Source organism: Aeromonas sp. s12 (genome assembly GCF_040907925.1).
Taxonomy (GTDB): Bacteria; Pseudomonadota; Gammaproteobacteria; order Enterobacterales; family Aeromonadaceae; genus Aeromonas; species Aeromonas veronii.
In genome coordinates this window covers 178,761-201,712 of sequence record NZ_JBFOCT010000011.1, presented here as the reverse complement: position 1 = coordinate 201,712, position 22,952 = coordinate 178,761, and the positions used below count along the sequence as shown (strand labels likewise).

Sequence of the window (22,952 nt, the reverse complement as noted above, 5' to 3'; positions counted from 1 at the left end):
TATCGGCCAGTTTAGCGAGAGTTTGAGGGGGCAATGCTTTTCTGCCTCCCCCCTGTGGACGGTCGATGTTAATATAAGCCGTTTTTTTCAATCCCCGAGGATGGACATGGCCAGTAAAAAAATCGACCGTCTGAGTTTTGATGCCACTCTGGAAGAGCTGGAAACCATCGTTCATCAGCTGGAACAAGGTTCCCTACCCCTGGAAGAGGCACTCAAGCAGTTTGAGCAGGGCGTTCATCTGGTTCGGGCCGGTCAGCAGAAGCTGGAACTGGCCGAACAGAAGATCCAGATCCTGCTCAGTCAAGCCGATGGCAGTGACCAGCTCGCCACCTTCCAGCCAGAACAAGGAGAGGAGTGAGTGGCGCTGGACCATTTTTCCCGTCTGCATCGTCAGCGTATTGACGACTGTCTGTCAGCACAACTTGAATCCTTGCCCGCCATGGCGCCGCGCCTGCGCGATGCCATGAGTTATGGCCTGCTGCTGGGCGGCAAGCGGGTTCGCCCGTTTCTGGTCTACGCGGTCGGCGAGATGCTGGGCGTCAAGAGCGAACTGCTGGATGGCCCCGCGGCTGCCGTGGAGTGCATCCACGCCTACTCCCTGCTGCACGATGACCTGCCCGCCATGGATAACGACGACCTGCGTCGTGGTCAGCCAACCGTTCACAAGGCGTTTGACGAAGGAACCGCCATTCTGGCCGGTGATGCGCTGCAGACCCTGGCGTTCTCCATTCTGGCCGATCACCCCATGCCCGATACCTTGATGGCCAACCGGGTGCGGATGCTGAGTACCCTCGCCCGTGCCTCCGGCTATCTGGGTATGTGTGGCGGTCAGGCGCTGGATCTGCAGGCCGAAGGGCGCCAGATCACGCTTGCCGAACTGGAGCAGGTACACCGCCACAAGACCGGTGCGCTGATTGAATGCGCCGTGGCGCTCGGCGCCCTGTGCAAAGCCGATGTCGATGACGACACGCTGGCTGCCCTGCAAACCTACGCCGCCGCGATTGGCCTCGCCTTTCAGGTGCAGGATGACATCCTCGACATCACAGGTGATACCGCCACCCTGGGCAAGCCGCAAGGTTCTGACCTGGCGCTGGAGAAAAGTACCTATCCGGCCCTGCTCGGACTCGAAAATGCCCGTGAGCTGGCTCGCGAACTGCATGGGAAAGCCTTAACAGCCCTGCAATCCTTGCCCTACAATACCGACATTCTGGAAGCGTTTGCCGATTACATCATCGAGCGAACCCACTAAACGCTGGATAACAGTAACAATATGAGCGTTGATATTAGCAATTTCCCCAACCTGGCCCTCGCGGACACTCCGGTCGAGCTGCGTTCCTTGCCCAAAGATCGGCTGCCGGTGCTGTGCAACGAGCTGCGCGAATATCTGCTGCGCTCAGTCAGCCGCTCCAGCGGACACTTTGCCTCTGGTCTCGGCACGGTCGAACTGACCGTCGCCCTGCACTACGTCTACAACACCCCGTTCGATCGGCTGATCTGGGATGTGGGCCATCAGGCCTATCCCCACAAGATCCTGACCGGGCGCCGTGACCAGATCCACACCATCCGACAGAAGGATGGTCTGCACCCCTTCCCCTGGCGCGGCGAGAGCGAGTACGACGTGCTCTCCGTCGGCCACTCCAGCACTTCCATCGGTGCGGCGCTCGGTATGGCGGTCGCCGCCGAGAGTGAAGGGCTGGGTCGCAAGGTCGTTGCAGTGATCGGTGATGGTGCCATTACCGCAGGGATGGCCTTTGAAGCGCTCAACCACGCCGGCGATGTCCACAAGGACATGCTGGTGATCCTCAACGACAACGAGATGTCCATCTCAGAGAATGTCGGCGCGCTCAACAACCATCTGGCCCGGGTCATGTCAGGCAAGCTCTACACCACCATCCGCGAAGGCGGCAAGAAGGTGCTGGCGGGTCTGCCGCCGGTCAAGGAGCTGGCCAAGCGGGCTGAAGAGCACCTCAAGGGAATGGTGGTGCCCGGCACCCTGTTCGAGGAGTTCGGCTTCAACTATATCGGCCCCATTGACGGTCACGATATCGAGGCGCTGGTCGAGACCCTGCGCAACATGCGCAACCTCAAGGGCCCGCAGCTGCTGCACGTCAAGACCAAGAAGGGCAAGGGTTACGAGCCGGCGGAGAAAGACCCCATCGGTTATCATGCCGTGCCCAAGTTCAATCCGGACGAGTGCTCCCTGCCCAAGGCGAGCAGCGCCAAACCAACCTTCTCCGCCATCTTTGGCCAATGGCTGTGCGACATGGCGGCCAAAGACGAGAAGCTGGTCGGTATCACCCCCGCCATGCGCGAAGGCTCCGGTCTGGTGAAATTCAGCCAGCAGTATCCGGATCGCTACTTCGACGTGGCCATTGCCGAGCAGCATGCGGTCACTTTCGCCGCTGGTCTCGCCATCGCCGACAAGAAGCCGGTGGTGGCCATCTATTCGAGCTTCCTGCAGCGCGCCTACGATCAGGTGATCCACGACGTAGCGCTGCAAGATCTGCCGGTGCTGTTCGCCATCGACCGGGCCGGTCTGGTGGGCGCCGATGGCCCGACCCATCAGGGGGCGTTCGACATCAGCTTCCTGCGTACCGTGCCCAACATGGTGGTGATGACGCCATCTGACGAGAACGAGTGCCGCCAGATGCTCTATACCGGCTACCTCCATCAGGGCCCTGCCGCAGTGCGCTATCCGCGCGGCAGCAGCCTGAGCGACGCCCCCATCTCGTCAGAGATGCAGGCGCTGGCGCTTGGCAAGGGACGCATTATTCGAGAGGGCAAAGGCACCGCCATTCTGGCCTTTGGTACCCTGCTGCACCACGCGAAAGCGGCCGCAGAGGCACTGGATGCCACTCTGGTGGACATGCGCTTTGTCAAACCGATGGATGAGGCGCTGGTGCTGTCGCTGGCGGCCAGCCACGATCAGTTCGTCACCATCGAAGACAACGCGATCATGGGCGGCGCCGGTTCAGCGGTGAACGAACTGCTGATGCGCAGCAAACAGTGCAAGCCGGTGCTCAACCTTGGCTTACCGGACAGCTTCGTGGAACAGGGTACCCAGCAGGAGATCTATGCCCTGCTCGGTCTGGACAATGCAGGCATCCAGCGCAGCATCGAAAGCTGGCTGCAAGCCTGACGAGACACGATGTGATGCAATAGACAGGAAAATTCAGTAACGGTTCGAAAAAATCCCCAGGTAATGCCTGGGGATTTTTTTAAGAAGACAGCAGAGTGTGACTACTGTTGTGACGATACCGAATCGACAGCGCTTAGTTACACCCTTCGGTAGAGGCTGAGTTCAGGTAGCTCACCTCATTGCCTGGCTGATAATCGGCCACGTTGATCACCTTCTTGATCTCGATGAACTCTTTCAGCACGGCTGCATCCACCAACCCGGCATTGATAGTATCGATCTTCGGATAGCCGTCACCACCGGAGGCGCTGAAGCTCGGGATCGCGAAGCTGTAGGTTGCTGCCGGATCAAACGCCCTGCCACCGATACTGGTGATATTGACGCTCTTGGCCTGACAATCCACCGCCATGTTGATACCGCCAAACTGGGCATAACCACCGGTATTGCGGGTCTTGCTTGCCACCTGACCCAGATAGGTCGCCAGCTCGCTTCCCTTCATGACAGCCTTGTTGACCGTGTTGCCAAACGGGTGCACCAGCAGCACGCTGCGGTAGGTGATATCACCGGCCGGGATGCTGTCGCGCACACCGCCTGAGTTGACGATACCAAAGTCGACACCCAGCTTGCTGCTGGTCGCCGTGGTGATGAGGCGACCCAGGTTGGTCTGCTTGTTGCGAACCGAGTTGCGATCACCAACCAGCAAGCCATCTGCCGAGCCAATGACGACATTCAGCTCTTGCTGACCTTTCTCCTGATAACCCAGCAGGGTGTTATACAGCTCGGGATCCTTGGTGATCTCGTCCTGTACGAACTGCATCTTGGCCGGGTCCTTGGTCACGGCGCCGTTGGCATCGATCGCCTCGCCCTTGGCGTTGCGCTTGATCAGGTTGACCGGGATCAGGTCATAGCTGGTCAGGGTCAATTTGCCATTCTGGTACTCAAACTGGGCACGGCCCACATACTTGCCCCACTCGTGAGCCTGCATGATCCAGGTGCCGTTTTGCTGATCCGGCTGGCAGTTATCACCCGGTTTGAAATTGGCGTACTTGTTGGTGGTACCCGGTTCCATACAGACCGGATTCTGGGAGTGGCCACCAATGATGGCATCCAGAGTCCCTGCCGGCAGTGCGCGAGCCATCTCTACATCGCCCGGCGCATTGCTGCCGTGCTGACCATTCTCGTAATGGCCCATGTGAGTGATGGCGAAGACCAGATTGGCCTCCTTATTGCTGCGGATCTGCTGGCCCAGTTTGGCCGCCTCGCTGGTCGGATCGCGGAACTCCAGGGTCTGCACGTTGTTGGGGTCAACCAGCTGGGCGGTATCTTCGGTGGTCAGGCCCAGTACGGCGACCTTGAGACCGCTCTCCAGCTTGAACACCTTGTAGGGGTCAAAGTAGTGTTTGCCACTGGCCTTGTCATAGATGTTGGCCGAGAGCATGGGGAACTGGGCCCACTTGCGCTGCTTCTCCAGCACGCTGAGGGGGTTGTCGAATTCATGGTTGCCCACTGCCATGGCATCGTAGCGAATGTTGTTCATCGCCATGAAGTCAGGCTCGGCGTCCTGCAGATCGGACTCCGGCACGCCGGTATTCACATCACCACCGGAAAGAACCAGTACGTCACTGCCAGCAGCCTTGGCATCGGCACGCAGCTGTTCGACCAGAGTCTTCTGGGCAGCCATACCATACTCATTTTCAGCGTTGTGCCAGAAACGGCCGTGGGTATCGTTGGTGTGCAGGATAGTCAGTTTGCAGACATTTTCGGTGCAGGGTGCAACGGTGTCATTGCTCGAGGTATTACAGCCAGTCAGTGCAGCAAGCACGGCCAGTGCCACGCCGCCTTTGATAAAGTTATTATTCATTTCCATATCACCTTGATTGTTTTGTTATTTATCAACCCTATCCAGCGGGTCGGGCGCCAATATAACAAACAACAGATGACCGTTTTTCATCGATGACTCACAAATTCTGCTAATTGTGATCTTCGGCCCAACATCCGGCTTCCTGCTGATTTGTCAGGTTTTTTGTTGAGCTGTCACTCACTTGATCCCCTCCCGCACCAAGGAGACGCCACCCGGACGCGCCTTTATGGCATACTCCCCAGCCAGCCATGCCCGAGGAGTGTGTTGATGACCAAGTACGACAAGATTTCCCCCGAGACCCAGCAGGAGGCGATGAAAATTGCCCGTGCCAACCAGAAGCCGGGGCAGACCAAAGAGCAGACCCAGCTTATCGCGCAAGGGATCCAGAAAGGCATCGACGAATACAAGAAACAGATGAAGGCGCGAGCCCGCGAAGCGAGCCGCCAGAAAAAAATGCAGGCCAAAGCCAGGCAACCACAGGGTGCGCCACAAACCGAAGAGCAAGACGATCAGCTTGAAGTGGTTGAAGTAAGCCATCAGCATCCCCTGCCCTGGATCTTGCTGGTGCTGAGCTGGCTGGGATTTGCAGCAGCCTGGTTCTGGTTGCACTAAGACGCGCGAGCAAACCTTTATCCGGGATCCTCTTCACAGCTCGGACCCGGGCTGCTGGTGATTACCTGCGAAGAGTGATTAAATCCCGCGCCTCTTGCACCGGACAACCGGTTTTTTGACGATCAGTTTTCAGGAAAGATGTTATGAACCCCGCTCCGCTCTATCTGCTGGCCCCTTTTGTTCTGTTCCTTGTGACCATGCTTCTCTATCGCATTTCGCCGCTGCGGGCGGTCGCCGCCGGTGGGGTACGCTGGTTTATCCTCCCCGCCTTCACCCTGTTTATTTTGCTGATCATCATCAATGGAGCCGCCGCTCCCGCCCTGCGCGACCCGGCATTCCACTGGTTGATGCCGGGCCTTGGCTTTGCCCTGAGCCTGTTTCCGGCCCTGCCCAAGGCGCTGGTGCCACGGCTCGCTATCAAGGAGGGGGCCTTTGCCGCCCTCGGTCTGATGCTGATGAGCCTGGCCATGGTCTACTGACCGGCTGACAACAGCCGTTAACATGACTCAAGGGGCGCTCTGTGACGGGCGCCCCTTGTACAAACAATGGCCTGCAGGCATCTTGGTGACAGGATAACCAGCAAGGAGGCCAAATGGACAATCCGCCCGATTTCATGGCGCTGTGGGATTATCAGGATCCCGCCGCCAGCGCACTGCGTTTTCACACCCTTCTTCCCGAAGCGCGCACCGCCGCCGACCTGCAACTCGAACTGGAGTTGCTGACCCAAATTGCCCGCACCCATTCGCTGCAGCGCCAGTTTGCCGAAGCCCACCAGCTGCTCGACGAGATAGCGCCTCGCCTCACCGACACAACCCCCAGAGCGCGGATCCGGGCTCTGCTGGAACGAGGCCGCACCTTTAACTCGGCGGGCGACAAAGCCAGTGCCAAACCGCTGTTTGAACAAGCCTGGCAGTGGGGGCTCAAGGAGAAGGAGACCTATCTCGCCATCGACGCCGCTCACATGATCGCCATCGCCGCACCATTGGAAGAGCAGAGCCGCTGGCATCAACTGGCGATGGAGCTGGCGGAACGCAGCAGTGACGAGAAGGTGCGCGGCTGGCTGGCCCCCCTTTACAACAATCAGGGCTGGACCCTGTTCGAATTGGGCCGCTTTGATGAGGCGAAAATCCAGCAGCAGAAGTGTCTGGTCTGGCATCTGCAACATAACCAGCCGGCCAAGGCGTTTATCGCTCGCTGGAGTCTGGCTCGCCTGACCCGGGCCCAGGGTCAGCACCAGCAGGCGCTGGCAGAGCTGCACCAGCTCAAGACCGATATGGCCGAGGCTGGCGAACCAGAGGATGGTTATCTGTTCGAGGAGCTGGGGGAGAATGCCTTGGTGCTGGACGATCCGCTGGCCGCGGAATACTTCTCCCGCGCCTGGTTTCTGCTGTCACAGGACCGCTGGTTCAGCACCAACGAGGGGGAGCGACTGGCCCGCCTCAAGCGCCTCGCCAAACTCTGATCCCCCAAAATAGCAAGGGCGGCACGCTAGCCGCCCTTTCTGCTGGCAAGATGGTTCAGGCCCGATTGGACTCCTCCCACCCCTGCTTTTTACGGTAAATGGTGGAGGGGCTGATCTCGAGCAGGGCCGCCGCCTTGGGAATGTTGCCGTCACAGCTGGCGATGGCCTGTTCGATCACCTCTTTCTCCACCAGCCAGAGCGGACGAATTGGCCCGTTGGCCACGCCGGTGGCGGCCGGAGCCGATACCACCGCTGCCGCAATCGCAGCCGGCAGCTGGGGACGAACCCCATTGAGCGGTGGCGGCAGAATATCCGGGCTCACCAGCTCCTTGTCGTTGAGCACCACGATATTGCGCACCACGTTTTGCAGCTCGCGTACGTTGCCAGGCCAGGGGTAGTCGAGCAGCACTCGTGCCGCCTCGACGTCGAAATCCTTGAAGCGTTTGTTCTCCTCCTTGGCGTAGCTCTGCAGCAGGGTACGCGCCAGCAGCAGGATATCCTCGCCCCGCTCCCGCAGCGGCGGCAGAGTGAGGGGAATGACGTGGAGCCGATAGTAGAGATCCTCGCGAAAACGGCCCGCTTTTACCTCGACCAGCGGATCCCGGTTGGTGGCGCAGATAAAGCGCACATCCACCGTCTCGAGCTTGCCACTGCCGACTCGCTGCACTGTGCCGGTCTGGATGAAGCGCAGCAACTTGCTCTGCAGATCCAGGTCCATCTCGCAGATCTCGTCGAGAAACAGGGTGCCACCATCGGCCAGACTGGCCGCCCCCTTGCGATCCCCCTGCGCACCGGTAAAAGAGCCCTTCACATGACCGAAGATCTCGCTCTCCATCAAATCATGGGGAATGGCGGCGCAGTTGAGGGCGATAAAGGGCTGTTCGCTGCGGGGACTGCACTGGTGAATCGCCTCGGCACACACCTCTTTGCCGGTGCCGCTCTCGCCAGTGATAAAGACGGTCGCCTTGCTGGGCGCCGCACTTTCGATGATGCGATAGACCGCCTGCATCGACATGGAGGCACCGATAAAGCCGAAGAAGGAGCTGCGCTCGAAGTTCTCCCGATAGTGGGCAACCAGCGAGCTCAACTGCTGATGTTTCAAGGCATTGCGAACGGTGGCGCAGAGCCGCTTGCTGTCAAACGGCTTGGTCAGAAAATCAAAAGCACCGAGGCGCATCGCCTCCACCGCCACATCCACCGAGCCGTGGGCGGTGATCACCACCACAGAGCAGGGCAGTTGCTGTTCGGTGATCATCTGCAGAATATCCATACCGGACATATCAGGCAGCTCCAGATCCAGCAGCACCACGGGGGGAGGACTTGCCAGCAACTGTGCCAACGCCTGCTGACCACAGTCGGCCAGCACTACCTCGTACCCCTCCTGGCGCAGGTACTGTTCATAGACCACCGCCAGACTACGGGTATCTTCCACCAGCAGGACACGCGATTTATTTTCAGCCACTGGACTCATCCTTGTATTTGATTCTGCGATCTATTTTGCCTTATTTTCGCGCGTAAACCCAACGCCAAGACAGCTCTGTTATCCCGCGATTGCAGGGAATACACAAGTAAAAACGGCTCCTTAAGGAGCCGTTTTTCACTACAAGAAAAGATTACTTCTTGGCATCGTCTGCAGTCGGCTTCTCGATAGCCAGCAGCTCAACGTCAAACACCAGTACGGCATTCGCCGGGATGGAGCCTGCACCGTGCTCGCCATAGGCCAGCTTGGACGGCAGGAAGAACTTGAACTTGGAGCCAACCGGCATCAGCTGCACGCCTTCGGTCCAACCCGGGATAACCTGGTTGAGCGGGAAGGTAGCCGGCTCGCCGCGATCGACGGAGCTGTCGAACTTGGTGCCATCAGTCAGGGTACCGGTGTAGTGAACCTTGACGATATCGGTAGATTTCGGCTTGGCGCCAGTGCCCATCTTCTCGACCACGTATTGCAGGCCGGATTCAGTGCTCTTCACACCCTCTTTCTTGGCGTTGGCAGCCAGGAACTCTTCGCCCTTCTTCAGATTCTCAACGGCGTCTTTCTCGGCCTTGGCCTTGGTCAGCTCGTTGATCTTGGCGTCGTAATCCTGCAGTACCTTCTGGATCTCTTCATCAGTCATCTTGGCTTCTTTGCCCAGACCGTCAGTCACCCCTTTCAGGATCACGGCGTTGTCCAGTTTGATGCCCAGTTCCTGCTGACGCTCCAGGGTATTGGCGATGTAACGACCCATGGAGAGGCCAATTGCGTAGCCAGATTGCTCTTCAAAGCTCTTGGCTTCGGCCTTGGTCGCCTCTGCCGGCTTGCTGGCTTCTGCCTTCACTTCGGCGGTATTGGCCGCAGCAGGCTTCTCGTCTTTTTGGCAAGCAGTCAGACCGACGGCAACGGCCGCCGCCAACAGGGACACCTTCAGAAATTTGTTCATCAGTTTCTCCAAACTCCAAATACCGCTCTCGGTTCCATCGTGAAATGAGAGGTTTATCGTGATAAGCGCCTTATACTAACGCCGTGATCGCAGGTAACAAAAGCGTGAGACCGCAAAAATGATAAAAAGTGCCATTTATCTGGTGAGCCTCTGTTTAATGCTCACCGGTTGCGAGCAGAGCTCCCAACCCAACCAGCAAATGACCCTCGCCAGCACGGGTCTGCTGACCGCAGATCTCTCCAGTGATGGCAAGCAAGCCATCGTCTCCAGCATCAGCCAGGGCATCATCGTCTGGGATCTGGAACAGAACCGTCAACGCTGGCGCTGGAAGCAATCCGACTCGGCGGATGATCTGGTATTCATTACCCGCTTTTCCGAAGGCAACAGCCATGCCGTCACCGCCACCCCCGACACCTTTGCAACCTGGCGGCTGAGCGACGGGCAATCACAAGGCTACTACTCACTTCCTGAATCCAGGCTGAGGGACATCGCGCTCTCTGCCGACGGTCGTTATGTGCTGATCGGGCGGGAAGATGGCAAGGCCGAGTGGCTCGATACCCGAAGCGGTCGTCGCCTGCAGTTTCTGGGGCACACCGAACAGGTCAATACCGTGGATCTCTCCGCCAACGGTCGCTACGCCCTGACCGGCGGCAACGACTACAGCGCCTATCTGTGGGATACCCGTAGCGGGCAGGTAATTTGGCGCTTCAACCATGGTGGCCGGGTGATCATGGCCAGACTGGAGCCGAGCGGCCGCTACGCCTTCACCGCCGACAGCAGCCGGGCCAGCATCTGGGATCTGAAAACCGGCAAAGAGGTGAGTCAGCTGCAATATGATCACCGCTTCGAGGTCTACACCAGCGCCCGCTTTGCCAACGATGGCAAGTGGCTCATCACCGGCGCCCCTTCCCGTCAGCTCTCCCTGTGGCAAGTGAGCGATGGTGCCCTACTGCAGAGCTGGCGCGTCTCGCCGCAACCCAAGGTGAAACCACCCAGCGCAGTGGTCTACGGCGTCGCTTTGCGCGACAATAGCCACCTTGTCAGTGCCAGCTCCAGTGGTCTGGCCGAAATCTGGACAATCAAGTAAGGACCCGAAGGCCCATGAGTCAGCAACTTAACGATCGAATCGAAACCCTGGAAACCCGTCTCGCCTATGCGGAGTACACCATAGAGCAGCTCAACGACGAGGTAACCACCCAGGGCCGTGAACTCGATCGGCTCAAATACCAGATCCAGCTGCTGATCGACAAACTACAAAGCGTACAGCCCAGCCAGATTGCCAGCATGGCCGAAGAGACCCCGCCGCCGCACTACTGACGGGTGTGCAATCAACAAGCTGTCTGCTCAAAACCAATAAAAATCCGAAACCGGCTAAACCGATTTCGGATTTTTTTCATCCAAATGACCTGACAGCTGCGACTCGGCGCCTCAGAGTCGGCCCGCGTTAACCTTTGTAGATCTTGGGGTTAAACACATCCCGCAACCAGTCACCCAGCAGGTTGATGACCAGCACCAGCACCACCAGACAGATACCCGGGAAGGCGGTGATCCACCAGGAGCCGGAGAAGATGTAGTTGAAGCCGACGCTGATAAGCGAACCAAGCGAGGGCTGATCAACCGGCATCCCCAGACCAAGGAAGGAGAGCGCAGCCTCGCTCATGATGGCGTTGGCCACCTGTACGGTGGAGATCACCAGAATGGGCGACAAACAGTTGGGCAGAATGTGGCGGAACATGATGCGCGGGGCACGGAATCCCATCACCTTGGCTGCTTCAACATACTCCTTCTTCTTCTCCGCCAGCACAGAGGCGCGCACAGTACGGGCGTACTGCGGCCACTCTGCAATACCGATGATCACCACCAGCATCATGATGGCGAACTTCGAGTAGAACTCGGAGCCAAAGGTTGCCTGAAAGATGGCGGAGATGATGATCGCCACCATCATGGTGGAGAACGACAGCTGCACATCGGCAAAGCGCATCAGCAGGTTGTCGATACGACCACCGAAATAACCGGCAATCAGACCGATGACAATACCGAGCACCAGCTGCAGCGCCACCGCAAACAGGCCGATGGTGAGGGAGATACGGGCGCCATAGAGGATGGTGCTCCAGATATCCCGCCCCTGGTTGTCGGTGCCGAGCCAGAAGCGCTCCTCGCCGCCTTCGAGCCAGGAGGGGGGCAACTCGGCATCCATCAGATCAAAACTGGTCTGGTCATAGACGTTGTGCGGGGCGAGCCAGGGCGCCAGCAGCGCCGCCAGCACAAATACCACGAACACCGCAAAACTGAACATGGCTACCTTGTCCCGCAGGAAGTAGTAGACGATGTCGGAATTCTTGAAACGTGCCCAACGGCTTGGGCTTGCAGTTACAGCGTTACTCATGCTTACCCCTTGGCAGTCAGGTTAACGGTCGGGTTAATCAACCCGTAGAGCAGGTCGACCAGGGTATTGGTCACCACGAAGATCAGTCCCACGAAGATGACGTAAGCGGTGATGAGGGGCGTATCGACCCGGTGGATCGCCTCAAGGAACAGGAAGCCGGTACCCGGCCACTGGAACACGCTCTCGGTCAGGATGGTGTAGGCCACCATGGTGCCGATCTGTACCCCGCCAACGGTAATGACCGGCAGCATGGTGTTCTTCAGAGCGTGCTGATAGTAGACCTTGTTGTTATCCAGCCCTTTGGCGCGGGCGAACTTGACGTACTCGGAGGAGAGCTGCTCCAGCATCTCGGAGCGCACCAGCCGGATAAACAGCGGCAACATGATGGAGGAGAGAGACACCGCCGGCAGGATCAGGTGCTTGATACCATCCCAGGTGAAGAAGCCCGACTCCCAGCCCAGCAGGTTACGGGTCTCGCCGCGGCCATAGGCTGGCAGCCAGCCCAGCTGGATGGAGAAGAGGTACATCAGCATGATGGCGGTCAAAAATACCGGGATCGAGATACCGATACTGCTCCCTGCCATGATGATCTTGGTGGGAATGCTGCGCGGGCGGATCGCCGAATAGACACCGAGTGGAATGGAGACCACCACGATAATGAGCGCGGCAGCAAACACCAGCTCAAGGGTAGCCACCAGCTTGTCGAGGATCACCTCGAGAGCGGGTCGCTTGAAGAAATAGGAGGTGCCCAAATCCCCATGCACCGCATTTTTCAGAAAGCGGCTGTATTTGATGAGGAAGGGATCGTTAAGGCCCATCTTCTCGCGCAACTCGTGACGCTGGGCTTCGGAGACGGATTGTCCCACCAGCTCGCGCAACGGGTCACCCAGGTTATCCTGGATGGAGAAGGCGACCAGGCTGATGACGAACATCACTATCACGGCCTGATAGAACCGTTTCAGCAGGAATGTAAACATGCTTGTCCTTCTACGTGGCCTGTGTCGTGGCACAGGCTTCTGTTAGTGGGCGGAGTGGCCAGCTGACCACCCCGCCCCGTCCTTCCTTGTGACGTTCTCTTACTTGCTGACCACCAGGTCACCCAGGTAAGGGAAGTTCATCACGTTGACCACCGGCTTGATGTCGACGTTCTTCTTGGCGCCATAGGCCAGATCTTCCCAGTGCAACGGCACGTAGGCAGCATCTTCGATCAGCATGGCTTCGACCTTCTTCAGCATCTCGGCACGCTTGGCCGGATCGGTCTCGGCGTTGGCATCCATCACTAGCTTGTCAGCTTCGGCGTTGGCGTAACCGGCGCAGTTGTACTGGCCCATACCGGTCTTGGCGTCCTTGGTGAAGGTCAGGAACTCGAAGAAGTTCGCGGTATCTTCGGTGTCGGAGTGCCAGCCGATCAACTGCATGTCTGCGGCGCACTTGTCAAACTCGGGCCAGTACTGGGCCACCGGCATGGTCTTCAGATCCACCTTGATGTTGATCTTGGCCAGCATGGCGGAGACCGCCTGGGCAATCTTGACGTCGTTGACGTAGCGGGCGGCCGGGGAGATGAAGGTCATCTTGAAGCCTTTCTCGTAACCGGCCTCTTTCATCAGCTCCTTGGCCTTGGCCAGATCATACTGGGGCACCAGCGCCTCATTGTGACCGGCATAGCCTTTCGGGCTCAGCTGGCCAGCAGGGGTACCGAAGCCCTTGTTGATCTTCTCGACAATGCCCACCTGGTTGATGGCGTAGTTGATCGCCTGACGCACGCGCTTGTCTTTCAGTGCCGGGTTGGTGTTCTGGTTCAGCTCGATGATGATGGCGCGGGTACCGGACAGGGTGACCAGCTGGGAGTCCTTGCCATTCTTCACGCGCTCCAGATCGTTCGGCGCAACCGGATAGATCATGTCCACGTCGCCACCCAGCAGAGCTGCAACACGGGTCGCATCTTCCTTGATGGGCACCACGGTCAGGTTCTCGACATTACCCTTGGAGGCCTTGTCCCAGTAGTTGGCGTTGCGGGCATAATCCAGCTTCACACCCTGCTCGCGGAACTTGACGGTAAACGGGCCAGTACCGGAGACGTGGGTAGAGGCATAGGAGTCGCCGTTTTTGACGATCTCGGCCTTGTCTTTGCCCGCTTCGGTCTTGCCGGTGTAGAACTTGGAGTCCATCGGGAAGATGTAGGTGACGGTCTGCAGCACCAGCGGGAACGGCTTGGCGGTGACGAGATCCACGGTGTAGTCATCGACCTTCTTCACTTCGCTGATGGGATCGAAGATCGCCTTAAAGTCGACGGAGGATTTCAGGCGGTTGACGGTCCACACCACGTCGTCTGCGGTGAAGTCGTTACCGGAGTGGAACTTGACCCCTTTGCGCAGGTGGAAGCGGACAGTCTTGTCATCGACACGCTCGAACTTCTCGGCCAGACGGGGCTCGAACTGCAGGTCCTGGGTGTAACGCATCAGGGGATCGAATACCAGGTGCGACATCTCCAGGGTCTGACCGGAGAGCTGCTCCTGCGGATCCAGCGAAGTGGCGTCAGAAGCGACACCCACCTTGATATCAGCGGCTGAGACACTGAAGGCGAAACCGGCGGCAAACAGCGCCAGGGCAATCTTGGACAATCCTTTCTTCATCTTGTTCTCCATGCTTTTGGCTTTCTTATGACACTTTTTTTGACAAGCAGACCGGCGCACCGGCGCTCTCCTAGCTTGCGATTTCCAGCCCCTCGCGGGACATTCCCTTGAACTCCGGCATGAGGGAGATCAGCTTGCGACTGTACTCATGCTCGGCATTGGTAAAGAGTTTCTCGGTCTCTGCCACTTCCACCAGATGACCGTGCTGCATCACCCCGATGCGGTCGCACATCTGGCGGATCACCGGCAGATCGTGGCTGATAAACAGCATGGTGAGCTTGAGCTCCTGCTGCAGATCCTTGAGCAGGTTGAGGATCTGGGCCTGCACCGACACATCCAGTGCCGAGGTCGGCTCGTCGCAGATAAGGAAGCGCGGGCGAGTGGCCAGGGCGCGGGCAATGGAGATACGCTGGCGCTGACCGCCGGAGAACTCGTGGGGATACTTGACCCCGGCACCACGACCGAGACCCACATGATCCAGCAGATCGCCGACAATCCCCTCAATCTGGCTCTCGCTGCTCGCCAACTGATGGAAGCGGATCGGCTCGGCAATGATGTCGCGCACCTTCATCCGCGGGTTCATCGACGAATAGGGGTTCTGGAACACCATCTGCATCTGGCGACGCAGAGGGCGACGCTCGCGTTCGCTCTTGAGGGCGGTCAGATCGATCCCCTCAAAGAAGATTTTGCCGGTATCAGGCGGATAGAGACCGGTGATGGCGCGGGCAATAGTCGATTTGCCGGAGCCCGATTCCCCCACCAGACCGAAGGTCTCCCCTTCGAAGATCTCGAAGCTGATGTTGTTGCAGGCGCGCACATACTGGCGGCGGCTCGGGAAGATGGAGTCCTTGGTGACGAATTTCAGATCGACGTTCTCCACCCGCAGCAGCGCCCCTTCATAGGCACGCTCGTCCTGACTCTGGCCGAGCCAGTGGGTCTTGAGGTCGATATTGGTATCCGGCGCACTGGCATCCTCGATATAGGAGACCAGCGGGAAACGCACCAGCTTCACATCGGAGCGGGGTACCGCCGAGATGAGGCTGCGGGTATAGGGGTGATTGGGGCTGCCCAGCACCTGTTCGGTCAGGCCGAACTCCACCAGATCGCCGCGATACATCACCGCCACCTTGTCGGTAACGTTGGAGACCACGCCCATGTCATGGGTCACCAGCATGCAGCCCACCTGACGCTCTTTGCAGAGGGCGCGGATAAGCTGGAGGATCTGATCCTGAATGGAGACGTCCAGCGCCGTAGTCGGTTCATCTGCGATGATCAGCTCCGGATCGCAGGAGAGCGCGATGGCGATAACCACCCGCTGACGCATGCCACCGGAGAACTGGTGCGGATACTGTTTGATGCGCAGCTCCGGCTGCGGAATACCCACCGCCCCCATCAGCTCCAATGCCTTGGCAAAAGCAGCCTCGCGAGAGAGGTCGGTATTGGCCAGAATGGTCTCCACCAGCTGATGCTCAACGGTGAACAGCGGGTTGAGGGAGGTCATGGGGTCCTGGAAGATGAACCCGATACGGGAGCCACGGATGGCCCGCATCTCGTTCTGGCTCTTGCCGGAGATGAGCTCGCCATTGAGATAGATATCGCCACGGGCGATGCGACCCGGCGGGCTCAGCAGATCGATAACGGCGTTGCCGATGGTGGACTTGCCGGCGCCGGATTCACCGACCACCCCGACAATCTCACCCTTTTCGATAGAGAAAGAGAGATCCTTCACCGCGGCCAGCACCCCGTAGCGGGAGGGGTACTCGATCCGCAAGTTCTTTACTTCGAGCAAGGACATGTTTACCTCTGCGGGGGACATCCGTCCCAAATAATTCGTCCGTAAATCAGCCGCAGATGCCGGTTGTTACCTTGGGCAATATTTGCTCAATCCATGAGGCAGCGAAACCAGCGATCCGGGCGGGTTTTTTGCATTTTTTTGGAATAACCCGCGAGTAACTTAGACGGTTTGACCACGGGTGTAAATGATTGAGTTATACAATTCCGCAATGTTTTGTGCAGATAACCACCAATTCGGCAGAGATAAATGATGATTTTCATCACAAAAATGGCCGGTGCGTCCGTACATCTATTGGTATCATTACTTTAATTTCAACAACAACGCAACAAGCAGCATTTATCACTATTTCCAAAACAATCACGAGCCCCGAATGAGTAGTGAATATTTATGTGAAATGGATGATAAACGGCAGCATATGCCGATGAATGAAAATTAAGCAGATATAAATCGGGGGATGCCAGAACGGTCATCCCCCGGAAGATGGCTCTCAGCCGAGCCAGAATGCCAGTAATTGCATACAAAACAGGGCGAACAGGCCAGCGATCAGATCGTCCAGCATGATACCCAGGCCACCGTGGATCCGGCGATCAAACCAGGAGATGGGCCAGGGCTTGAGCACGTCAAACAACCGGAACAGCGCGAAGCCCGCCACCACCCACTCCCAGCCGGCAGGCGCGGCGATCATGGTGACGCCAAAACCGATCACCTCGTCCCAGACGATGGCGCCGTGATCCGGCATGCCGATGGCATCGGTGGCGCTCTGGCAGATACGGATCCCCACGACAAAACCCACCGCCAGCAAGGCGATAAACCAATAGGTCGGCAGCCCGCTCACCAGCAGGTAGAGCGGAATGGCCGCCAGGGTGCCCATGGTGCCCGGCGCTTTGGGGCTGAGACCGGAACCAAACCCCACCGCCAAAAAATGAAGCGGATTTTTCAGATCCAGTCGTGTCAGCTCGGGCTTTATCCTGAACAAACTCATGCGAAGTGATCCCACCCTTTCAGTTGCAACTCGACCGCTTGGTCGCCACGCAGGTAGTCGATGCCCGGCTCGCCCGCCACGATGCGGCCGATACGGCTGAACTTGACCCCGCTGTGGGCCAGCGCCGTATCGAGCGCGCCGCGGTGCTCCTCTGGTACGGTGAAGCAGAGCTCGTAGTCATCGCCACCGGCCAGCGCCAGTTGCCACGCCTCCTGCTCGCTCACCGCATCCTGCAGCACCGGCGAGAGCGGCAGCAGATCGAGATCGATCTGGGCCCGCACGCCGGAGGCCTTGAGGATATGGCCGAGATCCGATGCCAGACCGTCGGAGAGATCCAGCGCACTACCCGCCAACCCGCGCAGCGCCTGACCGGCCAGAATGCGGGGATGGGGGTGGTCGAGCCGTGGCAGCACGGCTGCCAGCTGGTTCTCGTTGAGGGTGCGTTTGCCCATCAGATGGGAGAGTGCCAACGCGGCATCACCCAGAGTGCCGGTCACATAGATGCCGTCACCGGCTTTGGCGCCGCTGCGCATCAAGGCGCGCCCGGCAGGCACCGATCCCTTCACCGAGATGGTGATGGAGAGCGGCCCGCGGGTCATGTCTCCGCCCACCAGCGCCACATTGTAGTACTCGGCCAGCTCCAGAAACCCTTCGGCAAACCCGGCAACCCAACCTTCGTTGATGGCAGGCAGAGTCAGTGCCAGCGACACCCAGCGCGGCTCGGCCCCCATGGCGGCGAGATCGGAGAGATTGACGGCCAGCGCCTTGTAGCCGAGATCCACCGGATCCATGTCGGGAAAGAAGTGTACGCCGCTCACCAGAGTGTCGGTGCTCACCGCCAGCTGGGTATCGGGGGGCAGGGTCAGCAGGGCACAGTCATCTCCAGGGCCCATCACCACGTCCTTGCGGGCGTGGGGGACCTTGAAGTACTTATCAATCAGCTCAAATTCACCCATACAGTAAAAAGCCAGCAATAAGCTGGCTCCTCTCTTAGATGCTGACGGACAGCAGGATCAACGCTTGTTCAGCGACTTGATCACCTTGTCCAGTACACCGTTGACAAACTTGTGGCTGTCATCGGCAGCAAAAGCTTTGGCCAGCTCGATCGCTTCGTTGATGACCACGCGCGGCGGTACATCATCACGACGGGTCAGCTCGTAGGTCGCCAGACGCAGGATCGCCTTGTCCACCATGTCCACTTCTTCCAGCGGACGGGAGAGGAAAGGTGCAAACACCTTGTCCAGCTCGCTGCAGTGGAGGGCTACCCCGAACAGCAGATCGCGGAAATAGTTCAGGTCTACACCCTTGGTGTCCTGATCGATCTTGAACTGCTCTTCGATGTCACCCACGTTAGCCTTGGTCATCTGCCACTGGTAGATGGCCTGGGTGGCGCAATGGCGGGCTTTACGGCGCTCAGACGGTTTCAATGTACTTCTCCTCGTTACACGTCCAGTTCTTTCAGGACGTTGATCATTTCGAGCGCTGCCAGTGCAGCCTCTGCACCCTTGTTACCCGCCTTGGTACCTGCACGCTCGATGGCTTGTTCAATGTTTTCAGTGGTCAGCACACCGAAGGCAACGGGAATTTCATATTCCATCATTACCTGGGCCATGCCCTTGCTGTTCTCGTTTGCCACCAGGTCGAAGTGGTAGGTGCCGCCACGGATGACAGTACCGACCGCCACGATGGCGTCGTATTGACCACTCTTGGCCAGCTTCTTGATGACCAATGGCATTTCAACCGCGCCCGGCACTTTTACCAGTGTCAGGTTGCTGTCCTGCACTTGACCTTGACGCTTCAGTACGTCCACCGCGCCGTTCACCAGACTGTCGTTGATGAAGCTGTTGAAACGGGCAACAACAATAGCAACGCGCGCCTCAGGAGCGGCGATATTTCCTTCGATAACCTTCATTGGAAATCCTGTATCTGTGCAATCAAAAGGGCCGGAGTCAAAAGTGCGCACATTCTAGCACAACAGACCCACGACAAAAACCATGGCCGCAATAGACGGCCATGATCGCGATTTAACCAGTCCGGCGCGCTTACTCGCCGATGTACTCAACCACTTCCAGACCGAAACCACCGAGGGCATGGTACTTCTTCGGCGAGCTCAGGAGGCGCATCTTGCTCACGCCGAGCGCCTTGAGGATCTGGGAGCCCACGCCAACCCGGCGTGAGGTGCCCTGCCACTTGGCCCCTTCCGGTGCTAGCCCCTTGTCGGCGGCTTCAAAACCCTTGACCCGGGCCAGCAGCTCGGCGCCATGGGATTCCGCCCCCAAAATCACCAGCACGCCGCCCTCGTCAGCGATGCGGGCCATGGATTTGGGCAGCGGCCAGCTGCGGGCAGCATGGCGGTCGGTCAACAGCAGATCGCTTAGCACATCGTGCAGATGGACGCGCACCAGGGTCGGCTGATCGGCCTGTACCTCACCCTTTTTCAGGGCGAAGTGAACCTGATTGTCGATGGTGTCGCGGAAGGTGATGAGGTCGAACTCGCCAAACTCGGTGGGCAACTTGCACTCGGCCACCTTCTCGACCGTGGTCTCGTGCTGGTTGCGGTACTCGATAAGGTCGGCAATGGTGCCGAGCTTGATGCCGTGCTGCTCGGCGAAAATCTCCAGGTCAGGGCGGCGCGCCATGGTGCCATCTTCGTTAAGGATCTCGACGATGACAGCGGCAGGCTCGAAACCGGCCAGACGAGCCAGATCGCAACCGGCTTCGGTGTGACCGGCGCGAGTCAGTACACCGCCATCCTGCGCCATCAGCGGGAAGATGTGACCCGGCTGCACCAGATCGGCCGCCTTGGCATTGGGCGCGACAGCCGCCTGCACGGTCACCGCACGATCGGCGGCGGAGATACCTGTGGTCACCCCTTCTGCCGCCTCGATGGAGACGGTAAAGGCAGTGGAGAACTGGGCATTGTTGCGATCCACCATCAGCGGCAGCGCCAATTGCTTGCAGCGATCCCGGGTCAGGGTCAGGCAGATAAGGCCACGGCCGTAGCGGGCCATGAAGTTGATATCCTCCGGACGGACGCAGGAGGCGGCCATGATGAGGTCCCCTTCGTTCTCCCTGTCTTCGTCATCCATCAGGATCACCATCTTGCCAGCCTTGATGTCGGCAATGATTTCCTGGGTTGTGCTCAGCGCCATGGGCTACTCCATCAGTGTGCTTGGGGGTTGAGCCCGCAGGCTCAACGCAAATGCGAGTGTATGTTGCTCTAGATTGGGGCTAGCGGCTCCATTTCAATCAGAGCGGGATCACAGAAAATCGTTTTGGTGGCCAGACTCAGCGCACACCGTCAGAGAAAACCGGCCTTGGCCAGCGTCTCCATGGTCAGGGTCGAGGCGCTGCTCTCCTGACTTTTCCCCATCATCAGCCGCTCCAGATAGCGGGCGATCTGATCCACCTCGAGGTTGACCTTGTGGCCCGGCTTCCAGCTGGCGATGGTGGTCTCCTGGGCTGTGTGGGGCACAATGGTCAGACGGAAAAGGTCCCCCTGCACCGCGTTCACGGTGAGGCTGATGCCATCTACCGCAATGGAGCCCTTCTCGGCGATATAGCGGGAGAGTTCCCCCGGCACCTTGATCCAGTACTCGATGGCGCGGCCGCTGCTGGAGACGCTTTTCACTTCCCCTACCCCGTCCACATGGCCGGAGACCAGATGGCCGCCGAGGCGGGAGGTGGGCATCAGCGCCTTCTCGAGGTTGACCCGATCGCCCACCCTGGCGGCGGCAAAACCGGTACGGGAGAGGGTTTCCAGCGACACGTCGGCGGTATAACTCTTGTCGCCCAGCGCCACCACGGTGAGGCAGACGCCGTTGGTGGCGATGGAGTCGCCCAGTTTGACGTCGCTAAAATCCAGACCTGGTGCGTGCACGGTGAGGGCCATGTCATCGCCCTGACGGCGCAGCTCGGCTAGGGTTCCCACCGCTTCGATAATTCCGGTAAACATGCAGATCACCTTGCTGATGATGGGGGCTGATTATGCCCCCTTGAACATTGATAAATCAGGCTATTTTGGCGGTAATGCGAATATCCGGCCCCACCATGCGCACATCCTTGATGGCGAGCTTGGGGGCCTGGAACAGCCGGGTCAGGCCCGGCAGATGGAACAGGCCGCGCCCCTCGTCACCCATCAATTTGGGCGCCTGATAGAGCACCAGCTCATCCACCAGCCCCTTCTCCAGCAGGGCGCCGCACAGCCGTGGCCCCGCCTCGATGAGTACCGAGTTGACGTTCTGCTTGGCCAGCAGCATGAAGAGGCTGACCAGATCCAGCTTGCCATCCAGCAGCGGCAGCTCCAACTGCTGCACCCACTCGGGCCACTCGCCGGACGCCTTGTGCCGAGCCAGCAGCACCGGGCTCTCGCTCTGGAACAGCGGCAGATCCGGGGTGAGCCGGTTTTGCGAATCGACGATGACCCGCAGCGGCTGGCGCAGGGTCTCCTTGGGATAACTCGCCTTGACCGAGGGGGGCAGCTCGTCCCAGCGCACAGTCAGGGAGGCACCGTCGGCCAGCACGGTTTCAGCGCTGGAGAGCACCGCATCGTGACTGGCCCGCAGTCGTTGCACATCGCGGCGCGCATCCGGGGAGGTGATCCACTGGCTCTCGCCGCTCGCCATGGCGGTGCGGCCATCGAGGCTGCCCCCCAGCTTGACGGTCACTCGCGGGAAGGCGGTACGCATCCGCTTGAAAAAGCCCGGGTTGAGCGCCTCGGCTTCACTCGCCAGCAGGCCGAAATCGGTTTTGATGCCCGCTTCGGAGAGCATCCGCAGGCCACGCCCACCCACCTGGGGATTGGGGTCAACCATGGCCGCCACCACCCGGGCCACGCCAGCGTTGATCAGCGCTTCGGCGCAGGGGGGAGTACGACCGTGATGGGAGCAGGGTTCGAGGGTTACATAGGCGGTAGCGCCACGGGCGTTGTCACCGGCGGCGCGCAGGGCGTAAACCTCGGCATGGGGCTCGCCCGCCTTCTGATGCCACCCTTCGCCAACCACCACGCCATCTTTGACCAGCACGGCGCCGACGCAGGGGTTGGGGGCCGTGGTGTAGCGGCCGCGGCGGGCCAGTTCGAGGGCCCGACTCATCCATTGGTAATCATCTTGACTAAACATTCGGGCTCCTTTGACAACACATCTCGACTTTACGCAGTATCGTAGGTTCGATTAGCGCAGCGTAATCGGACGCGGCAACATGGGTGAGAATGGCGGTTTACTTCTCCAGCTTGGCAATCTCTTCGCCGAACTCGCGAATATCTTCGAAGCTGCGATAGACGGAGGCAAAGCGGATATAGGCCACCTTGTCCAGACTCTTGAGCTCATCCATCACCAGATTGCCCACCAGCTCGGAGGCGACTTCGCGCTCGCCGGTGGCACGCAGGCGGGATTTGATATGGTTGACCGCCTTTTCGATGGCCTCCATGCTCACCGGGCGCTTCTCCAGCGCCCGCAGGATGCCGGCACGCAGCTTGTCTTCATTGAACGGCTCGCGGGAACCGTTGGACTTGATGACGCGGGGCATCACCAGCTCGGCCATCTCGAAGGTGGTAAAACGCTCGTGACAGAGCAGACACTCACGACGGCGGCGCACCTGATGGCCTTCTGCCACCAGACGGGAATCGATCACCTTGGTATCAACCGCACTACAGAATGGGCAATGCATC

General features: G+C 59.1%; 23 protein-coding genes. 8 read left to right on the top strand and 15 right to left on the bottom strand.

What is annotated here, in order from left to right; genetic code table 11:
• The first annotated feature begins 106 nt into the window (after window positions 1–106).
• Genes xseB through dxs form a run of 3 tightly spaced genes read left to right on the top strand, consistent with a single transcriptional unit; the run spans window position 107 to window position 3,139 of the window.
• Window positions 107–358: an exodeoxyribonuclease VII small subunit gene (xseB, locus tag AB5Y67_RS04895; RefSeq protein ID WP_040068599.1), complete on the top strand. Its 252-nt coding sequence runs from the start codon at window positions 107–109 to the stop codon at window positions 356–358.
• A complete protein-coding gene (gene ispA, locus AB5Y67_RS04890) occupies window positions 359–1,249 on the top strand; it encodes a (2E,6E)-farnesyl diphosphate synthase (RefSeq protein ID WP_199427589.1) in 891 nt (296 codons plus the stop codon). It abuts the gene before it with no gap.
• A 21-nt stretch (window positions 1,250–1,270) separates the two neighbouring features.
• Window positions 1,271–3,139 (top strand): 1-deoxy-D-xylulose-5-phosphate synthase, encoded by a 1,869-nt coding sequence (gene dxs, locus AB5Y67_RS04885; RefSeq protein WP_160882207.1) that lies wholly within the window; start codon window positions 1,271–1,273, stop codon window positions 3,137–3,139.
• A 133-nt stretch (window positions 3,140–3,272) separates the two neighbouring features.
• Here the strand turns inward: dxs and ushA are convergent, their stop codons facing one another.
• The gene (gene ushA, locus AB5Y67_RS04880) at window positions 3,273–4,997 is read right to left on the bottom strand and encodes a bifunctional UDP-sugar hydrolase/5'-nucleotidase UshA (protein WP_160882206.1); all 1,725 of its coding nucleotides are present in this window, start codon (window positions 4,995–4,997) and stop codon (window positions 3,273–3,275) included.
• Between the two features lie 267 nt (window positions 4,998–5,264).
• On the opposite strand from ushA, the gene AB5Y67_RS04875 reads away from it, so the two are divergent.
• The 3 genes from AB5Y67_RS04875 to AB5Y67_RS04865 all read left to right on the top strand — a co-directional run bounded on the left by AB5Y67_RS04875 (window position 5,265) and on the right by AB5Y67_RS04865 (window position 7,071).
• Window positions 5,265–5,609 carry a DUF2956 domain-containing protein gene (locus AB5Y67_RS04875; RefSeq protein ID WP_160882205.1) on the top strand — a complete coding sequence of 115 codons (345 nt, stop codon included), beginning with the start codon at window positions 5,265–5,267 and terminating at the stop codon, window positions 5,607–5,609.
• 143 nt (window positions 5,610–5,752) lie between these two features.
• Window positions 5,753–6,088 (top strand): hypothetical protein, encoded by a 336-nt coding sequence (locus AB5Y67_RS04870; RefSeq protein WP_160882204.1) that lies wholly within the window; start codon window positions 5,753–5,755, stop codon window positions 6,086–6,088.
• 113 nt (window positions 6,089–6,201) lie between these two features.
• Window positions 6,202–7,071 (top strand): hypothetical protein, encoded by an 870-nt coding sequence (locus AB5Y67_RS04865; RefSeq protein ID WP_160882203.1) that lies wholly within the window; start codon window positions 6,202–6,204, stop codon window positions 7,069–7,071.
• A gap of 55 nt (window positions 7,072–7,126) precedes the next feature.
• Here the strand turns inward: AB5Y67_RS04865 and AB5Y67_RS04860 are convergent, their stop codons facing one another.
• Both AB5Y67_RS04860 and fkpA read right to left on the bottom strand, forming a co-directional pair.
• Window positions 7,127–8,533: a sigma-54 dependent transcriptional regulator gene (locus AB5Y67_RS04860; protein WP_111899894.1), complete on the bottom strand. Its 1,407-nt coding sequence runs from the start codon at window positions 8,531–8,533 to the stop codon at window positions 7,127–7,129.
• A gap of 151 nt (window positions 8,534–8,684) precedes the next feature.
• Window positions 8,685–9,488, bottom strand: a complete 804-nt coding sequence (gene fkpA / locus AB5Y67_RS04855; RefSeq protein ID WP_005335283.1) for an FKBP-type peptidyl-prolyl cis-trans isomerase — start codon at window positions 9,486–9,488, stop codon at window positions 8,685–8,687.
• Window positions 9,489–9,606: 118 nt separating this feature from the next.
• Here fkpA and AB5Y67_RS04850 point away from each other — a divergent pair, with 118 nt between their 5' ends.
• A complete protein-coding gene (locus tag AB5Y67_RS04850) occupies window positions 9,607–10,575 on the top strand; it encodes a vegetatible incompatibility protein HET-E-1 (protein ID WP_043820853.1) in 969 nt (322 codons plus the stop codon).
• Window positions 10,576–10,589: 14 nt separating this feature from the next.
• Window positions 10,590–10,805 (top strand): SlyX family protein, encoded by a 216-nt coding sequence (locus AB5Y67_RS04845; protein ID WP_005335285.1) that lies wholly within the window; start codon window positions 10,590–10,592, stop codon window positions 10,803–10,805.
• A 127-nt stretch (window positions 10,806–10,932) separates the two neighbouring features.
• Here AB5Y67_RS04845 and AB5Y67_RS04840 read toward each other — a convergent pair whose 3' ends face one another.
• The 12 genes from AB5Y67_RS04840 to nrdR all read right to left on the bottom strand — a co-directional run bounded on the left by AB5Y67_RS04840 (window position 10,933) and on the right by nrdR (window position 22,951).
• Window positions 10,933–11,874 carry an ABC transporter permease gene (locus tag AB5Y67_RS04840; RefSeq protein ID WP_040068611.1) on the bottom strand — a complete coding sequence of 314 codons (942 nt, stop codon included), beginning with the start codon at window positions 11,872–11,874 and terminating at the stop codon, window positions 10,933–10,935.
• Window positions 11,875–11,876: 2 nt separating this feature from the next.
• Entirely contained in the window at window positions 11,877–12,851 is a 975-nt protein-coding gene (locus AB5Y67_RS04835) for an ABC transporter permease (RefSeq protein ID WP_005343520.1), read from the bottom strand.
• Window positions 12,852–12,950: 99 nt separating this feature from the next.
• Window positions 12,951–14,507 (bottom strand): ABC transporter substrate-binding protein, encoded by a 1,557-nt coding sequence (locus AB5Y67_RS04830; protein WP_021230378.1) that lies wholly within the window; start codon window positions 14,505–14,507, stop codon window positions 12,951–12,953.
• Window positions 14,508–14,577: 70 nt separating this feature from the next.
• Window positions 14,578–16,302: an ABC transporter ATP-binding protein gene (locus AB5Y67_RS04825; protein ID WP_005358467.1), complete on the bottom strand. Its 1,725-nt coding sequence runs from the start codon at window positions 16,300–16,302 to the stop codon at window positions 14,578–14,580.
• Window positions 16,303–16,789: 487 nt separating this feature from the next.
• Window positions 16,790–17,284 carry a phosphatidylglycerophosphatase A gene (locus tag AB5Y67_RS04820; RefSeq protein ID WP_021230380.1) on the bottom strand — a complete coding sequence of 165 codons (495 nt, stop codon included), beginning with the start codon at window positions 17,282–17,284 and terminating at the stop codon, window positions 16,790–16,792.
• Entirely contained in the window at window positions 17,281–18,240 is a 960-nt protein-coding gene (gene thiL / locus AB5Y67_RS04815; protein ID WP_144714265.1) for a thiamine-phosphate kinase, read from the bottom strand. The genes AB5Y67_RS04820 and thiL overlap by 4 nt, the downstream gene beginning before the upstream one ends.
• A 57-nt stretch (window positions 18,241–18,297) precedes the next feature.
• Window positions 18,298–18,711: a transcription antitermination factor NusB gene (gene nusB / locus AB5Y67_RS04810; protein ID WP_005343514.1), complete on the bottom strand. Its 414-nt coding sequence runs from the start codon at window positions 18,709–18,711 to the stop codon at window positions 18,298–18,300.
• A 14-nt stretch (window positions 18,712–18,725) separates the two neighbouring features.
• Window positions 18,726–19,196, bottom strand: coding sequence for a 6,7-dimethyl-8-ribityllumazine synthase (gene ribE, locus AB5Y67_RS04805; RefSeq protein WP_005338866.1), 471 nt, complete (start codon window positions 19,194–19,196; stop codon window positions 18,726–18,728).
• Window positions 19,197–19,326: 130 nt separating this feature from the next.
• Window positions 19,327–20,436, bottom strand: a complete 1,110-nt coding sequence (ribBA, locus tag AB5Y67_RS04800) for a bifunctional 3,4-dihydroxy-2-butanone-4-phosphate synthase/GTP cyclohydrolase II (protein ID WP_144714263.1) — start codon at window positions 20,434–20,436, stop codon at window positions 19,327–19,329.
• Between the two features lie 149 nt (window positions 20,437–20,585).
• Window positions 20,586–21,239 (bottom strand): riboflavin synthase, encoded by a 654-nt coding sequence (locus AB5Y67_RS04795; protein WP_144714261.1) that lies wholly within the window; start codon window positions 21,237–21,239, stop codon window positions 20,586–20,588.
• A gap of 55 nt (window positions 21,240–21,294) precedes the next feature.
• A complete protein-coding gene (gene ribD / locus AB5Y67_RS04790) occupies window positions 21,295–22,404 on the bottom strand; it encodes a bifunctional diaminohydroxyphosphoribosylaminopyrimidine deaminase/5-amino-6-(5-phosphoribosylamino)uracil reductase RibD (RefSeq protein WP_144714259.1) in 1,110 nt (369 codons plus the stop codon).
• A 97-nt stretch (window positions 22,405–22,501) separates the two neighbouring features.
• Window positions 22,502–22,951 carry a transcriptional regulator NrdR gene (gene nrdR / locus AB5Y67_RS04785; RefSeq protein ID WP_005338880.1) on the bottom strand — a complete coding sequence of 150 codons (450 nt, stop codon included), beginning with the start codon at window positions 22,949–22,951 and terminating at the stop codon, window positions 22,502–22,504.
• Between the last annotated feature and the right edge of the window lies 1 nt (window position 22,952).

What these genes read in the sequence shown, in the direction of transcription:
- xseB (WP_040068599.1), top strand. Translation starts at nt 107, where the DNA reads ATGGCCAGTAAAAAAATCGACCGTCTGAGTTTTGATGCCACTCTGGAA.
- dxs (WP_160882207.1), top strand. Translation starts at nt 1,271, where the DNA reads ATGAGCGTTGATATTAGCAATTTCCCCAACCTGGCCCTCGCGGACACT.
- ushA (WP_160882206.1), bottom strand. Translation starts at nt 4,997, where the DNA reads ATGAATAATAACTTTATCAAAGGCGGCGTGGCACTGGCCGTGCTTGCT.
- AB5Y67_RS04875 (WP_160882205.1), top strand. Translation starts at nt 5,265, where the DNA reads ATGACCAAGTACGACAAGATTTCCCCCGAGACCCAGCAGGAGGCGATG.
- AB5Y67_RS04870 (WP_160882204.1), top strand. Translation starts at nt 5,753, where the DNA reads ATGAACCCCGCTCCGCTCTATCTGCTGGCCCCTTTTGTTCTGTTCCTT.
- AB5Y67_RS04865 (WP_160882203.1), top strand. Translation starts at nt 6,202, where the DNA reads ATGGACAATCCGCCCGATTTCATGGCGCTGTGGGATTATCAGGATCCC.
- fkpA (WP_005335283.1), bottom strand. Translation starts at nt 9,488, where the DNA reads ATGAACAAATTTCTGAAGGTGTCCCTGTTGGCGGCGGCCGTTGCCGTC.
- AB5Y67_RS04850 (WP_043820853.1), top strand. Translation starts at nt 9,607, where the DNA reads ATGATAAAAAGTGCCATTTATCTGGTGAGCCTCTGTTTAATGCTCACC.
- AB5Y67_RS04845 (WP_005335285.1), top strand. Translation starts at nt 10,590, where the DNA reads ATGAGTCAGCAACTTAACGATCGAATCGAAACCCTGGAAACCCGTCTC.
- AB5Y67_RS04840 (WP_040068611.1), bottom strand. Translation starts at nt 11,874, where the DNA reads ATGAGTAACGCTGTAACTGCAAGCCCAAGCCGTTGGGCACGTTTCAAG.
- AB5Y67_RS04835 (WP_005343520.1), bottom strand. Translation starts at nt 12,851, where the DNA reads ATGTTTACATTCCTGCTGAAACGGTTCTATCAGGCCGTGATAGTGATG.
- AB5Y67_RS04830 (WP_021230378.1), bottom strand. Translation starts at nt 14,507, where the DNA reads ATGAAGAAAGGATTGTCCAAGATTGCCCTGGCGCTGTTTGCCGCCGGT.
- AB5Y67_RS04825 (WP_005358467.1), bottom strand. Translation starts at nt 16,302, where the DNA reads ATGTCCTTGCTCGAAGTAAAGAACTTGCGGATCGAGTACCCCTCCCGC.
- AB5Y67_RS04820 (WP_021230380.1), bottom strand. Translation starts at nt 17,284, where the DNA reads ATGAGTTTGTTCAGGATAAAGCCCGAGCTGACACGACTGGATCTGAAA.
- thiL (WP_144714265.1), bottom strand. Translation starts at nt 18,240, where the DNA reads ATGGGTGAATTTGAGCTGATTGATAAGTACTTCAAGGTCCCCCACGCC.
- ribE (WP_005338866.1), bottom strand. Translation starts at nt 19,196, where the DNA reads ATGAAGGTTATCGAAGGAAATATCGCCGCTCCTGAGGCGCGCGTTGCT.
- ribBA (WP_144714263.1), bottom strand. Translation starts at nt 20,436, where the DNA reads ATGGCGCTGAGCACAACCCAGGAAATCATTGCCGACATCAAGGCTGGC.
- AB5Y67_RS04795 (WP_144714261.1), bottom strand. Translation starts at nt 21,239, where the DNA reads ATGTTTACCGGAATTATCGAAGCGGTGGGAACCCTAGCCGAGCTGCGC.
- ribD (WP_144714259.1), bottom strand. Translation starts at nt 22,404, where the DNA reads ATGTTTAGTCAAGATGATTACCAATGGATGAGTCGGGCCCTCGAACTG.
- nrdR (WP_005338880.1), bottom strand. Translation starts at nt 22,951, where the DNA reads ATGCATTGCCCATTCTGTAGTGCGGTTGATACCAAGGTGATCGATTCC.